The sequence below is a fragment of the Synechococcus sp. WC10meta genome (assembly GCF_047461475.1).
The window spans coordinates 15,082-29,418 of the sequence record NZ_JANSHF010000016.1 but is presented as its reverse complement, the minus strand read 5'-3'; the positions used below and the strand labels follow the sequence as shown (position 1 = coordinate 29,418).

The 14,337-nt window shown below is 62.0% G+C and carries 10 protein-coding genes and 1 tRNA gene; 6 read left to right on the top strand and 5 right to left on the bottom strand.

All coding sequences use genetic code 11. The annotated features are described in order from the left end of the window. Positions 1-37 precede the first annotated feature (37 nt). The 4 genes from NW804_RS08555 to sppA form a co-directional block, all read right to left on the bottom strand. On the bottom strand, positions 38-976 hold the full coding sequence (locus NW804_RS08555; RefSeq protein WP_414423327.1) for a spermidine synthase: 939 nt from the start codon (positions 974-976) through the stop codon (positions 38-40). A 27-nt stretch (positions 977-1,003) separates the two neighbouring features. After that, positions 1,004-1,462, bottom strand: a complete 459-nt coding sequence (gene speD / locus NW804_RS08550) for an adenosylmethionine decarboxylase (protein WP_414393840.1) — start codon at positions 1,460-1,462, stop codon at positions 1,004-1,006. A gap of 225 nt (positions 1,463-1,687) precedes the next feature. Continuing rightward, positions 1,688-2,899 (bottom strand): alanine racemase, encoded by a 1,212-nt coding sequence (gene alr / locus NW804_RS08545; protein ID WP_414423326.1) that lies wholly within the window; start codon positions 2,897-2,899, stop codon positions 1,688-1,690. Positions 2,900-2,945: 46 nt separating this feature from the next. Further along, the gene (gene sppA, locus NW804_RS08540) at positions 2,946-3,953 is read right to left on the bottom strand and encodes a signal peptide peptidase SppA (protein ID WP_414423325.1); all 1,008 of its coding nucleotides are present in this window, start codon (positions 3,951-3,953) and stop codon (positions 2,946-2,948) included. 390 nt (positions 3,954-4,343) lie between these two features. On the opposite strand from sppA, the gene NW804_RS08535 reads away from it, so the two are divergent. The 4 genes from NW804_RS08535 (at position 4,344) to NW804_RS08520 (ending at position 9,452) form a co-directional block, all read left to right on the top strand. After that, positions 4,344-4,416: transfer RNA gene (locus NW804_RS08535), tRNA-Ala, on the top strand. A 174-nt stretch (positions 4,417-4,590) separates the two neighbouring features. Then, positions 4,591-5,781, top strand: a complete 1,191-nt coding sequence (locus NW804_RS08530; protein WP_414423324.1) for a hypothetical protein — start codon at positions 4,591-4,593, stop codon at positions 5,779-5,781. A gap of 41 nt (positions 5,782-5,822) precedes the next feature. Next, positions 5,823-8,216 carry a primosomal protein N' gene (gene priA, locus NW804_RS08525; RefSeq protein ID WP_414423334.1) on the top strand — a complete coding sequence of 798 codons (2,394 nt, stop codon included), beginning with the start codon at positions 5,823-5,825 and terminating at the stop codon, positions 8,214-8,216. A 153-nt stretch (positions 8,217-8,369) separates the two neighbouring features. Next, complete coding sequence (locus NW804_RS08520) at positions 8,370-9,452, top strand: isocitrate/isopropylmalate dehydrogenase family protein (protein WP_414393849.1); 1,083 nt, start codon at positions 8,370-8,372, stop codon at positions 9,450-9,452. Positions 9,453-9,476: 24 nt separating this feature from the next. Here NW804_RS08520 and NW804_RS08515 read toward each other — a convergent pair whose 3' ends face one another. Then, positions 9,477-10,403: a D-isomer specific 2-hydroxyacid dehydrogenase family protein gene (locus NW804_RS08515; protein ID WP_414420592.1), complete on the bottom strand. Its 927-nt coding sequence runs from the start codon at positions 10,401-10,403 to the stop codon at positions 9,477-9,479. Positions 10,404-10,812: 409 nt separating this feature from the next. On the opposite strand from NW804_RS08515, the gene pheT reads away from it, so the two are divergent. Continuing rightward, complete coding sequence (pheT, locus tag NW804_RS08510) at positions 10,813-13,284, top strand: phenylalanine--tRNA ligase subunit beta (RefSeq protein ID WP_414423323.1); 2,472 nt, start codon at positions 10,813-10,815, stop codon at positions 13,282-13,284. Between the two features lie 100 nt (positions 13,285-13,384). Continuing rightward, entirely contained in the window at positions 13,385-14,281 is an 897-nt protein-coding gene (argB, locus tag NW804_RS08505) for an acetylglutamate kinase (RefSeq protein ID WP_414423333.1), read from the top strand. Positions 14,282-14,337: the final 56 nt, after the last annotated feature.

Sequence of the window (14,337 nt, the reverse complement as noted above, 5' to 3'; positions counted from 1 at the left end):
AAGACAAATACCTCAGGAGCCCATTTTTACCAGCGACTTAGTCGACCTGAGGAGGGTTGTCTAGGGTGTAGACGGTGGTCTCAGCGGCAATGGCGCGGCGCACATAGACAGGAACCTGGTAAAGACCCAGGAGGGCAGTGCCATCAAGGAAGCGCAGTTCCCCTCGACTGGGATCCAAGTGCTGAGCCAGAAGCTGGTCGATCTGTTCCGGCTCCGGCCTGGAGGGGATAGGAGCCTGAGCTGCTAGGGCAAATCCAAGAGGCCCGCCGTAGGTGGTGGCGTAGATGGCGTAGGGCTGCACAGCAGCAAACACGGTTTTGAGGGTGTGAACGATGCGGGTGTGCTGCTCCAACTCCAAGGGGCTTGTCGGCCCAGCCTGGAGGGCAAAAGCTCCACCGGGCTGCAACTTGGAGCGGATCTGGCAGAAAAACTCCTGGGTAAAGAGGCGGGCGGCAGGGCCAGCTTCCACAGGATCCGAAAGATCGGAGAGGATGACGTCCCAAACCGGCTCTGTCTCCTGGAGAAAGTCGAAAGCGTCGGCAATCACTACCTGCGCCCGCGGGTCCTCAAAGGCCCCCTGGTGCATTTCTGGCAAGTGTTCCCGACAGGCCTCCACCACCTCTCCGTCGATGTCCACCATCACCGCCTGCTCCACCGAGCGCCAGCGCAGCACCTCCCGCAGCGTTGCCCCTTCCGCTCCCCCCAGTACAAGCACGCGCCGAGGGATCCCACCCCCCTGGACAACTTGGAGAAGGGCGGGATGGACGAGCGCCTCATGGTAAAGGAACTCGTCCAGCGTGGTGGACTGCCAATGCCCATCCAGCATCAAGCCCTTGCCATAGGCCCCCATCTCAGCAATCAGCATTTCCTGAAAGGGGGTCTTTCGGTAGGCCAGGATGCGTGTAATAGCAAAGGCAGTGTAGCTCCAGGGGGTAAAGTACTCCTGGGCCCAGAAGAAGTTCCTTGGCAGGTTCATGGGTAGCTTGGCAAAGGTGGTGCAATCTCAGCGCCTTCGTCTAGCTGTTTCACAACTAACTGCCTCAGGCAAGGGCGTCACTTCCTCAAGGGACGCCGGCTCCGTGGTTCGGCGAGGCAGCTTGCGCAGCGAATGCCGTCGCGCTTGAAAGACCTCAATCAAATATTCACAGGCTGCTTCAGGCCGCGTATGGCGCCCGCAGGTAAACACATCCACCGCCGCATAACCCACTTCAGGCCAGGTGTGGATGGAGATGTGGGATTCTCCTAAGAGGGCCAGCGCCGTGATCCCCTGCGGCTCAAAGGGATGGTAAAGCTCACCCAAAAGGGTGGAGTTGGAGCGTCTTGCCGCCTCCCGCAAGGCTTGCTGCACCAGGGAGACATCATCCAAGAGGTGGGCCGGGCAGTCGTACAGCTCTAGGATGCAGTGGATCCCGATTAGAGCCAGAGACCTATCCCCTAATTGGCCAGATAGCGTGTGTACCATACTATCCCCTAATTGGCCAGATAGACGACAAGAGCCGTGCAAGCAAAAGCACAGTTTTCTAATTGTCTCACAAATTGAGGCAGATTACAAGGAGCAGCGGCTTTCTTCTGGCCTTTCGAGCAAGGGACGTGAGTTCTTCAAACCAGAGGAAAAGAAGCAAGCTCAGGAAAAAGCCCCAGGGGACGGGAATTCTCTAACTGGTGGGAGCTTGCGCCAGTGGCAGGCTCAGGCGTTGACTAGCACCCTTGGCAGGCGAGCAGAAAGCCCGCAAAGCAACTCGTAGGGGATAGTGCCCAACTGATCGGCCCAGTTTTGGATCGATAAGCCCATGCTGCCCAGATGGGGGCCCAACAGCTCCACCACGTCTCCCACTTGGATGTCCGGCCTCTCGGTAACGTCCCACATGCACTGATCCATGGTGATGGTGCCCACCTGCTGGATCAGGCCGCCACGCACCCACCCTCGCAGCCAGCCGGAAAGCCGCCTTGGGATCCCATCGGCATAGCCAATGGCCAGAGTGGCAATGCGGCTGGGACGGCGGGTGATGTAGCGATGGCCGTAGCTGACACCCGTGTGGGCAGGCACCGTTTGAATGTGGGTCAGCCGCGCTTTAAGGCGCAGGATGGGTCTAAGCCCAGGCACCTGCAGGTGAGGAGCAGGAGACAAGCCGTAGAGGACTAGCCCCAGCCGCACGCGGGAGTAGTGAAGGCGGGTGAGGGCGGCGGCGGAGTTATCCAGATGCAACGGCGGCAAGGGATCCCCAGCCTGGCGGATCTGCTCTACCACCTGGGCAAAACGGGCCTCTTGCTGGGCCATTGCCGGCGAGTTGGGCTCGTCTGCTGTTGCAAAGTGGGAGAATAGGCTACAGATCTCTAGCTCAGGGATCCGGCAGATCTGCCTCCAGACGGCGGCAGCCTCCTGCCAAGGGATCCCCAGGCGGGTCATGCCGGTATCGACATTAACGTGGACTGGAACGGGCCGCCCGGCCCAGGAGGCCACCTGGCGCAGCAGGGGGATCTGCTCGGCGCGGGTAAGGCTAATCTCCAGCCGCGCTGCCATGGCCTGCTGGAGCTCCGCCCAGGTATTCAAAGCGCCCAAGACCAGGATCGGCACCTGTAGGTCTGTCTGGCGCAGCTCGATCCCTTCGGCCAGCGTAGCCACGCATAGCCCCTTGGCCCCAGCAGCCACCAGCAGAGGAGCCACTAGCTGAGCTCCATGGCCGTAGGCATTGGCCTTGACCACCGCCCAGATCTCGACGTTTGGGCCTAGGCGGGCTTGCAACAGCCTTAGGTTTTCTCGCAACTGGGCTGCGTCAATTTCCACCCACGCGCGGCTGGTTAGCAGCTCTAGCTCCGGGTTAAACGCCGTCCAGGAGTCTGTCCTTGCTCCCGGCGCCGCAACCGCGGTCAAAGCAGAAGCGTCGCCCAACGTGGACACTTCTTGTTGATCCACAACTCACCCTCACACCCGGCCAAGGTTAGATTTAGCGCAAAGTCCAGGCCGGCGCCATCCACAACAGCGGCAGCTCTGGGATCCCGCCAGCCTCCTCGTCTCCCAGCAGTTGACCCAGCCAGAAGCTTTGCCCTGCTGGAGGCAGCCCTTGGCTCAATAGCCGCCGCAGGGCGCGTTGGAACGGGTCTCTGGTTGCCGGCGACAGAGAGGGATCCCCGGTCATCCGCCGCAGATCCTCCACGGCTTCGGTGTACCCCCCCAAGGCGTCCACTAGGCCCAGCTCCACCGCCTGCGCTCCGGTGAAGAGGCGCCCATCGGCCAACTGGCGCAGTCGCACCTCATCCAAACTCTGCCGCCGCGCAATCATCTCCGCATCCAGCACCTCTTCCGCCCCTTTTTCCGGCAAGTGCTGGCGCCCGCGGGCCACATCGCGAATAAACTGGTCGAGGGTATTCTCCACCAGCTCCTGCAGCAGACGCCGCTCTTGGGGAGTGGCAGGGCGAAAGGGGGAGAGCATGTCCTTGTACTCGCCGGTTTTGAAGGTCTGCGGCTCTATGCCGTAAGTGTCGAGCAGCTTGCTAAAGTTAAGGCCTCTGATGAGTACCCCTAGGCTGCCAGTCAGGGTGCCGGGGTTGGCGTAGATTTTGTCGGCAGCACTGGCCACGTAGTAACCGCCGCTGGTGGCAATGTCCTCCAGGACGGCCACCACAGGCTTGCCGGCTTCGCGCAGGGTGGTAACGGCACGGTAGAGTTCCTGGCTGGATCCCACGGCCCCGCCTGGGCTGTTGATGCGCAGCAGGACAGCCTTGACAGCGCTATCGTCAACCGCTTCCCACAGCTGCTCTAAAGGGGAGGTGGGCAAGCCCACCAAGCTTGAGCGGCGCAAGCCGCCGATAGGACCCTCGAGAGCGACCACCTCGATGCGACTTGCCCCTTGAGGAGCTCCCCCTCGAGCCAACTCGGCTGCAGGGCGTCTACTGCCGACAAGGGCCGCAATTAGGCAAACCACCAGCAAAGCAGCCGCCAAAATGCGGTTCAACTGGCTTTCCTGAGTCACAACCCCCCCGCTGTCACTGACTTTGTTCTATCACCCAGCAGGCTTTTGTAGCGACTGCATCCCCACTGCTCTGCAGGCGAGCGAGGGGAAGGGCAGTGCAGACGGGGGAGGGTTGTAGTATACTTGCAGTTGTCACCTAGGTAGCCTACGGCAGGGTATTGCCAGGGCTAGAGCCTGGAGAAGTACGGGCGGCTGAGGGCCCCCACTGCGGACTAGGGGACTACGTAAAGTCCCTGGCAGGCGTGGGGTAGAGATCTTCCAAAGCTGGAGAGAGGTCAAAAGTAGCTGGTACCTTTGGTCAGCAAGGCCGCTTCTCTAGGCTAAAATTAGAAGTAAGGCTGTTGTCCACACTTCTAGCTTCTAGTGGGACTTGGGGCTTTAGCTCAGTTGGTAGAGCACTTCAATGGCATTGAAGGGGTCAGCGGTTCGAGTCCGCTAAGCTCCATGACAGTAGTTAGGCTGGGGAGTGAGGGAGTTAAGAGGAGCAGAAAGCTAGGGCAGCTGCTTTGCCTAGCTGGGAGCCAGAAGGCATGGAGCTCTGCTCGCTAGCTTGAACCCCCTAGAAAATCTCCCTATACTTCAAGAAGCCTCGTCATTACCTCCACTGCTTCCTCTCCCTATGCAGGTTCCCTCCTCAGGCAAGCTGGACCCTACCCTTCCCGAGGCACAGGCTGGCCGTTCGGTCAAGGACTCTGTCTCGGAACCGGATCCCAAGTCAGAGCAGCCTTCGGCCCTGTGGCAGCAGCAGTTGGAGGCCCGGCTGCTCAAAGCTGAAGCGGAACTGCAAGAGCGGCGCACCCTTCAGGAAAGCCTGCAGGCTGAGGTGCAAGCCCTGCGCACTCAGCTGCAGGAGCGGGAGCATGCTCTGCACCAGCTCCAGCAAACCTTGGCAGAGCAAAAGGTTCTGCTCTCGGAGCAAGAAGCTCAGCTGGCAGCACGACAACGACTCAACGAGCGGCAGCGCCAAGATATTGAGGCCCTGCAGGAGCAGCTTGAGCAGCTGCGGTTGGCCCATGCCCAGGAGCGCCGTCAGTGGGAACACCGTCAGCAGGAGCTCCAAGCCTCGCTAGTAGAAGCCCAGGATCTGGCCCAAAAACGGGTGGAGATGTTACAGCGTTTCAAGGCCGAGCTTTCTTTAGCCCGCACCCAACTGGCGGAAACGCAGGCAGAGCTGAGCAGACTGCGGGCTCTCTACAGCGAGCAGCAGGCAGCTTGGCAGGGAGAGCGGGAGCGCCTTGAGGCGCGGCTAGCGGGCTATGCGGAGACGGAAGCGGAAGCGCAGCAGCGCTGGCAAGAACAACGACAGGAATTGGAGGCAGCCCTCTCCCAAGCCCAGGCAGAAATTGCCCACTGGCAGGAACAGTACGCCCAAGCTCAGCAGCGCATCGAGGCGTTGGAGCAGCAGCTTCAGGCGGCTTTGGATGAGCTTGCCGAGCAATCTGCCAAGCAATCGCAGCTACGCTCTGCCCAGGTGGCCATTGCCCATTTGCAAGAACAAGCCGAAGCCTTGGAGGCGCAGGTGAAGGCTTTGCAGGCAGAGCGAGAGGCTCTTTTAGAAGAGAACCGATCCCTGAAAGAGAAGTGCGAGCAGCAACAGATGCATGTGCTTAGCCTCAAGGCGGCCCTGGAGCGCAGGGGTCTAGAGATCCCAGCTCGGGTTGATGGGGTTGCCAAAGGGGCTGACACACCCAAGGGAGCGGAGTCTCCTGCTTCCCTCCAAGCCGCCAAGCCCGCGCTTCAGCCGCGACCCCTGCTGGCTCGGGCCGGGAAGCGGGCGGTAGATCTGCCGCGGTTTTTGTCCCGCCCGTGAGGGATCCCGTTTTGCAGTCCGCTCCTCCCCGCTGGTTGGAGGTGTGGGTGGATCATCCTCGTTTAGGAGGGTGCTTCATCTACCGCGTGCCGGAGGGATGGGAGCCAGAGGCCGGCGACCTCCTCAGTGTCCCCTTTGGCCAGCAGGTAGCGGGGGCAGTGGCGCTGGGCTGGCGTGCCGAGTTACCAGCAGGGGTAGAGCCCCAGTCGGTGCGGGCAATTGAGGCAGTGGTGGCCAAAGGGATCCTGCCCAAGGAGTTCTGGCCCCTGCTGCAGCGAGTAGCCGATTACTATCTCACCCCCCTGGCGCAGGTGGTGCGCACGGTCTTGCCCCCTGGCTTGCTTAGCCGCTCCCAGCGACGGATCCGCCTGGTTCGATCCCCCCAAGGGGAATGTTCGCCGGCCGCCCAGGCTTTGCTGCGGCTGCTCCAGGAAAAAGGGGGGGAGCTGTCTTGGCGCTACCTCCAGCAGCAGGTGCCCGGCGCCGAGCTGGCCCTGCGGGAGCTGCAGCGGCGGGGTTGGGTGGAAAGTTTCTGGCAGGAGCAGCAGGGGGGTAGGGTAAAAACCCAGCAGGCAGCCACCTTGGTGGAGGACTCGCTGGAGGGGCTGAGCTTGCCCCAGCAGAAAGCGCTGCAGATCCTCAAGCAAAAAGGGGGGGAGCTGCTGCTAGTCGAGTGGGAGCGTCTGGCGGGGGTGAGTCGGTCGGTGTTGCAGAGCCTGGCCCGCAAAGGCCGGGTGCACCTCTACGAGCGGCCCCTGCTGCGGCTGGGGGAGGCCGACCGGCCTGTGGAGCAAGATCGGCCCAAGCCTCTGACGCCAGCCCAGGCCGAGGCAGTGGCGGCCATTGGCCAAGCTCTGGGGCGAAACCAACGCTTTCTGCTGCACGGGGTCACCGGCTCGGGCAAGACGGAGGTGTACCTGAAGGTCATTGCCCAGGTGCTGCAGCAGGGACGGTCGGCCTTGGTGCTGGTGCCGGAGATTGGCCTTACCCCGCAACTGACGGACCGCTTTCGGGCGCGGCTGGGATCCCGCGTGTGGACCTACCACAGCGGCCTCTCGGCAGGGGAGCGCTACGACCTCTGGCGGCAGATGGTGATCTCTGTCCCCCAGGTGGTCATTGGCACGCGCTCGGCGGTGTTTGCCCCCTTGGCCAATCTTGGCCTGATTGTCTTGGACGAGGAGCACGACGACAGCTTCAAGCAGGATCAGCCCCAGCCCTGTTACCACGCTCGACAAGTGGCGGAGTGGCGGGCTGAGCTGGCCAACTGTCCCCTGGTCTTGGGCAGCGCCACACCCGCAGTGGAAACCTACGCCGCCCACCTCCAGGACCCGCAGCGCTGGGTTCGTCTGGCCCTGCCGCAGCGCATTCCTCAGGCGGGGATCCCGGCCACCCTGCCCCAGGTGGAGCTGGTGGACATGCGCCAAGAGCTGCAGGCGGGTAACCGCAGCATTCTTAGCCGTCGCCTGCAACAAGCCTTGCACGAGACTTTGAAGAGGGGGGAACAGGCCATCCTCTTTGTCCCCCGCCGCGGCTACAGCACCTTTGTTTTGTGCCGCAGTTGCGGCTTTGTCCTCACCTGCGCCCACTGCGACGTCTCCCTTACCGTTCACCTAGAGGGCGGGCAGGAGCTGCGCTGCCACTACTGCGGCGCCCGCCAACCCCATCCCCAGCGCTGCCCTGCCTGTGGTTCGCCCTACCTAAAGCACTTCGGCACTGGCACCCAGAAGGTGGTGGAGGTGCTGCAGCAGCACTGGCCGCAGCTAGGGATCCTGCGCTACGACAGCGATGCCACCCGCCGCAAGGGATCCCACCGCAACTTGCTGGAGCAGTTTCGCAGCGGCAAGGCTCAGGTGCTGGTGGGCACCCAGATGCTCACCAAGGGGCTGGATATTCCCCAGGTGACGCTGGTGGGGGTAGTGGCTGCCGACGGACTATTGCACCAGCCTGACTACCGCGCTGGTGAACGCACCTTTCAACTGCTCACCCAAGTGGCGGGCCGAGCAGGACGGGGATCCCTGCCGGGCCAGGCCATTATCCAGACCTATTTGCCAGAGCACCCCATCTTGCAAGCGGTGCTGGCCCACGACTACGAGGGCTTTGTCCAGGCCGAGCTGCGCCAACGCCAAGAGGGGGGCTACCCTCCCTACCGAGCCCTGATCTTGATCCGCCTAAGCAGCACCTCCCTGGAGGCACTGGAGCGCTATTGCCAGCGCGTGGCCGAACGCCTGCAAGGGATCCCAGCCGAGATCCTAGGCCCAGGGCCAGCCCAAGTGGAACGGGTTGCCGGCCGCTACCGCTGGCAGATCCTGCTCAAACAGCTTCCCGGTCAGCCCTGGGATCGCGCCCAGATCGATGCCCACTTGCGCAGCGCCCTTGGACATATCCCCCAGGGGATCCGCGTCAGCCTCGATGTGGATCCGCTGCGGATCCTCTAGTTCTGTCCAGATTGGGAGGCTAAGGGTTAGCGGGGCAACATTCTCGGCCCCAATCTGTTCTATAGTCGTTTAAGCTTCGTTTAAGCTCAGGGGATCCCTGGCCGATTGCGGCCAAGGGGGCTCTTGTGGGGTGTCAACCAAGGAGAAGCACTTGTGGCCTATCGGGTAACGTTGATTCCTGGAGATGGCATTGGCCCGGAAGTAACCAAGGCGATGACCACGGTCTTGGAGGCCACCGGGGTGGAACTGGAGTGGATCCGGGTGGAAGCAGGGGTAGAGGTGATTGAGAAATACGGCACGCCTTTGCCGCCGCAGGTGTTGGAGTCCATCCGAGAAACCAAAGTGGCCATCAAAGGGCCCATTGGCACCCCTGTAGGCACGGGCTTTCGCTCCGTCAATGTAGCCATCCGCAAAGAGCTAGACCTCTACGCCAACCTGCGCCCGGCCAAATCTATCCCTGGCATCAAAAGCCCTTTTCAAAACATCGACCTAGTGGTGGTGCGGGAAAACACTGAAGATCTCTACGCCGGGATCGAGTTTGAAAGGGGGACCCCCGAAGCTGTGCAGGCGCGAGAGGAGATGATGCGCCTTTCCGGCAAGTTCATCCGCGAGGGATCGGCCATTGCCATCAAGCCCATCTCAGAGTTTGGCAGCCGCCGCATCGTCAAGTTTGCTTTCGAATATGCCCGCCAAAATGGCCGCAAAAAGGTAACGGCCGTTCACAAAGCCAACATCATGAAGTTTACCGACGGGCTGTTTTTGCAGGTGGCGCGGGAGGTGGCCCAGGAGTACCCCGACATCGAGTTTGAGGATCGCATCGTGGACAACATGTGCATGCAACTGATGCAAAAGCCGCAGCTCTACGATGTGCTGGTGCTCACCAACCTCTATGGGGACATCATCTCGGATCTGTGCGCTGGCATGATTGGCGGGCTGGGGGTGGCGCCGGGGGCCAACATTGGCGATGGCATCGCTGTCTTTGAGGCCATCCACGGCTCAGCACCCAAATATGCTGGTCAGAACAAGGTCAACCCCTCTGCCCTCATCCTCTCCGGGGCCATGATGCTGCGCTACCTAGGCGAGCGGGAAGCCGCCGCGAGGGTAGAAGCGGCAGTGCAGTCGGTCATTGCCGAAGGCAAATACGTCACCTATGACCTGGCCCAAGGGGAGCCTGTGGGCACTCAGGAGATGGCCGAGGCCATCGCCGCCCGCGTCCAGGAGCTCGCTCGCGTCTAAAGCCGCAGCTTCAAGCAACCCCGCTCAATAGCCCAGAACTGGGTCTACCACCCCCAACAAAGGCTCCCCCAGCCGAAAGCGGCGCACGTTTTCCCGCACCCGCTCAGACAAAGCGGGGATGATCATGGCATCGGTAATGGCTGTGTGGGGGGTAACTAGGCAATTGGGCAAGCTCCAGAGGGGATGTCCAGGGGGCAGCGGCTCCGGGTCTGTAACATCCAGGGCGGCGCCCCGGATGATTCCTTCTTGCAAAGCAGCCACCAGGTCGGGAGTCACGATGTGTTTGCCGCGCGCCACATTGACCAGCCAGCAGCCGGATCCCATCTGCTCCAGCTCTGGCCGGGCGATGATCCCCTCTGTCTCGGGGGTGAGGGCCAAGGCCAGGATCACCACATCCGCCCCCGCCAGCACCGACTGCCGCTCTGCCAGCGTCACCACTCGGCCGGCTCCCGGCAAGGGATCCGCCCTGCGCCGCACTACATCGATGGCGCACTGAAAGGGCTGTAGCAACTGGATCAGGGCCTGGGCAATGCCCCCTGCCCCAAAAATCACCACCCGCTTGCCCCAGAGGCTGGTGCCGGATCCCGGCTGCCAAGTCTGGGCCAAAGCGCGGATCTTCAGATCCCGTAGGCCAGCCAGGGTGAGGGCCAGGGCATGCTCGGCCACTGCCTGGGCGTACACCCCCTTGCCGCAGGTCCACACGTAGGCGGGATGCAAGATCCCCGCTTGGGCAAAAGGCTCCACGCCCGCCCAGGGCAACTGCACCCAGCGGATCCCTTGGCCCTCTGCCAAGCAACGCCTTAAACCTGGCACGTCGAAACCATCGGTCCAGACCAGGGCTTCTGCTTCTGAGAGGGGCACAATTTCGCCGCCCCCCGCCAGGACTGCTGCTTTCAGCCAGGGGCGAAGATCCGCAGGCTCGACGGCAATGCGCTTGCCTTGAATGCCCATTGCGGCTGTTGGAGAAGTTCTTTACCTCTTTTTTGCCATCCTCCCCGCCCTAGAGGGTGGGAACTCTCGATGCCCTGCCCTAGGCTGCCTTGGTTGCCTACGGCCTGCCAAAGTACCCAGCAGGAGGGCAAAGCTTGTTGCGATTGGGGTCAGGACCTTGCCAGCCGGAAGAGATCCCAAACAGAGGGAGGAAAGGCAACTGGAAGAGTCTAGCCTGAAAAGTGATGCCTCTGCTTACCTCTAGCCTATGACGCTTTCCGAGTTCCTGCTCCTGATAGCCCTGCTCTTTCCAGGCATCTTGCTGTCATTGATCCTCATGGCCACCTTTGCTGCCGGGGGATAGGGAGTCTCTTGCCGGTTTTGGAGGGGGATCTGATAATGGGTGCGGCGTTGGCACCCTGGAGTAGCGATGCGCATCTCCTTGAAGTGGCTGCGGGAACTGGTGGATTTTGAGCTTTCCCCGGAAGAACTGGCGGAAGCCCTCACCATGGTGGGCTTTGAAGTAGAGGAGATTGAGGATCGCCGACGTTGGGCAGAGGGAGTGGTTCTGGGCAAGATCCTGGCTGCCGAGCCCCATCCCAATGCCGATAGGCTGCGGGTCTGTCAGGTGGATTTGGGAGGCGAACGGCCGGCCACGATTGTCTGCGGAGCTGCCAACGCCCGTCCTGGCCTGCTGGTTCCTGTGGCTACGCCAGGCACCCATTTGCCCGCCGTGAACCTGACCATCGCCAAAGCGGAAAAGCGAGGGGTACTCTCGGAGGGCATGATTTGTTCTCTAGCTGAGCTGGGCCTGGAGAAAGCTTCGGCAGGGATCCACGAATTTCCCCCCGATTTGGATCTCAAGGCTCATCCGCTGGGCTCTGATGTGCGCCCCCTGCTGGGCCTAGACGATGTGGTGCTGGATCTCACCTCCACTGCCAACCGGGCCGACGCTCTATGCATGGTGGGGATTGCCCGCGAGGTGGCCGCTCTTACCCGCAACCCGCTACGCCTGCCACCCGTCCAGCCCCTGCAGGCTCTGCCCATCCCCAACTTCCAGTTGCGCATTGCCAATGCCAAAGCTTGTCCCGCCTACAGCGGCGTGCTGATTGAGGGGGTAAAGGTTGGCCCTTCCCCCGACTGGCTCAAACACCGGCTGGCCGCCGCCGGCATGCGCTCCATCAACAATGTTGTGGATGTTACCAACTTGATCCTGCTGGAATGGGGCCAGCCCCTGCACGCTTTCGATTGGGATCGCCTACTGCAGGTCATGGGCAAGGAGGAACCCACCATCGAAGTGCGCTTTGCCCAGCCGGGAGAAACCCTGAAAACTCTGGACGGCCAAATCCGTACTTTGCACGCTGAAAACCACCTCATCGTTGCCGGCAGCCGACCGGTGGCCCTGGCTGGCGTCATGGGAGGGGAGGAGACGGAAGTAGACGCAGCCACCACCAAGGTTTTTCTGGAGGCAGCCCTCTTTGACCCCGTGGTCACGCGCCGCTCGTCCCGCTTGCAGGGGCTGCGCACCGAAGCCTCGGCCCGCTATGAGCGAGGGGTTAACTTGGCTACCCTTGAGCTGGCGCGGGATCGGGCGGTGCAGTTAATCTTGGAGCTGGCTGGAGGCGCGGTGGTGGGCCTGACCACGTTTGACCAGCGGCCACCCTTGGAGCGGACGCTCCAGCTGCGGCTGTCGCGGCTTATTGACGTGCTGGGGGACGAGGTGCGTCCAGAGGAGGTGGAGGAAATCCTGTCGGCGTTGGGCTTTCAGCTTTCCCGCTCTCAGGCAGTTGCCCCCAAGGCCGACCCCGCTACCGCGACGGCCAGCGTGGCTAGCTGCGTTTGGCAGGTATCTGTTCCCCCCCATCGCTTGCGGGATGTCGAGCGAGAGATCGACCTGATTGAGGAGTTTGCTCGCCTCTACGGCTACAACCGCTTCTCCGAAACCCTGCCCACGGAGCCGCTGGTGGGATCCCTCTCGACACGGGAAACTTTGACGCGGCAAATTCGCGAGGTGATGCGGGGCATTGGCCTGACGGAGGTGTACCACATCTCCCTTTGTCCGGCGGACGAGGACAGCTCCCTGGTCAAAATCGCCAATCCGCTTTCCCCCGAGTACTCCGCTGTGCGCAAGGCGCTGCTGCCTGGCTTGGTGGAGGCCTTCCGCTACAACTGGGCCCAGGGGAATGGCCCCCTGCAGGCTTTTGAGATTGGCCACGTCTTTGCCTATGCCCCTCCCTCCAGTCCTGAGCCCTATCAAGAGGCGGAGCACTTGGGGGGCATCCTGGGCGGGGATCTCAACCCCAATGACTGGCGGCACCACAACCGACCCATGGACTGGTTCGAGGCCAAGGGGCTCTTGGTCTCGGCACTGGAGCGGCTGGGGTTTACCCCAGAGTTTCGCCCGGATCCCCCTGAGGCGCAATCGCCGCTGTTGCACCCGGGTCGACAGGCTGGCATCTGGATTGAGGGATCCCGCCTTGGCCTATTCGGGCAGCTTCACCCCCGCCTTTGCCAGGAGAAAGATTTGCCGGAGGAGGTCTATGGGTTTGAGCTGGAGTTGGATCCCTTGCTAGCCAGCCTAGAGAGGCGGGGCCGGGTGCAATTTTCCCCCTTTTCCCCTTTCCCCGCCTCCGCCCGGGACATTGCCTTCTTTGCGCCGCTGGAGCTATCGGTGGCGGAAATCGAGGAGGTCATCCGCCAGGCGGCAGGCCCTCTGTTGCAGTCGGTGCAGCTTTTTGACGAGTACCGCGGCCAAGGGGTACCGCCAGGGCAGCGCAGTCTGGCCTTCCGGCTGGTCTATCGCGCTCTGGATCGCACGCTCACCGATGCCGAAGTGGAAGCTGCGCAAAACCAGGTGAGGGCCCAGCTAGAAAAGCACTTTCCGGTTACCTTGCGCAGCTAGCCGTCTGCTAGTTTCTAGTACGATCTTCGGGAAGTTTTACACGGGACTTTTGGCCGTGCAGAGCAACGCCTCTCTTTCGGCAGCAACCAGCTCTCAGGCTGTGGCCTGTGATCCCCTAACACGGGCGCAGATTCTCCTCGAAGCCCTGCCCTACATCCAGCAGTACCAGGGGCGCATCATGGTCATCAAATACGGCGGCGCCGCCATGGTGCAGCAGGAGCGCCGAGCTGAGGTGCTGCGGGATATTGTTTTTCTTGCCTGTGTCGGCATTCGGCCGGTGCTGGTGCATGGCGGGGGGCCGGAAATCAACAGTTGGCTCCAGAAGCTGGACATCCCTTTCAAGTTTGTCGACGGCCTACGGGTAACCGATGCCGCCACCATGGAGGTGGTGGAGATGGTGCTGGTGGGCAAAGTCAACAAACAGATTGTCCAGCTCATTAGCCTGGCTGGCGGATCGGCGGTGGGGCTGTGTGGCCGGGATGGCAACCTCATTAGAGCTCGCTCCCAGGGTCGAGCGGAAATTGGCTTTGTGGGGGAGGTGAGCAGCGTCAACCCGCAGGTGCTGCACACTCTGCTAGAGGGCAACCAGATCCCGGTCATTGCCAGTGTGGCCGCTGACGAGACCGGCCAAGCCTACAACATCAACGCCGACACCGTGGCCGGGGAGCTGGCAGCCTCTTTAGGGGCAGAGAAGTTAATCCTCCTCACCGATACCCCAGGCATTCTCAGGGATCCTGAGGATCCCAGCTCCCTGATTACGCTCCTGGATATCGAGACGGCCCGCCAGTTGATCCGGACAGGGGTGGTCAGAGGGGGAATGATCCCCAAGGTGCAGTGCTGCATTCGCGCCTTGGCCCAAGGGGTGCGCGCTGCCCACATTCTGGATGGCGGCTCCCCTCACTCCCTGCTCTTGGAGCTGCTGACCGATGCCGGTGTGGGCACCAAGATGATCCCTTCTCAGTTCTCTGCCCAGGTGGGGAACGGAGCTTCCCTCTAGTCTTCGTTCGCGACAGCGGTGCGGCAATGGGATTTGCGCCCATGGCTGAGACATTG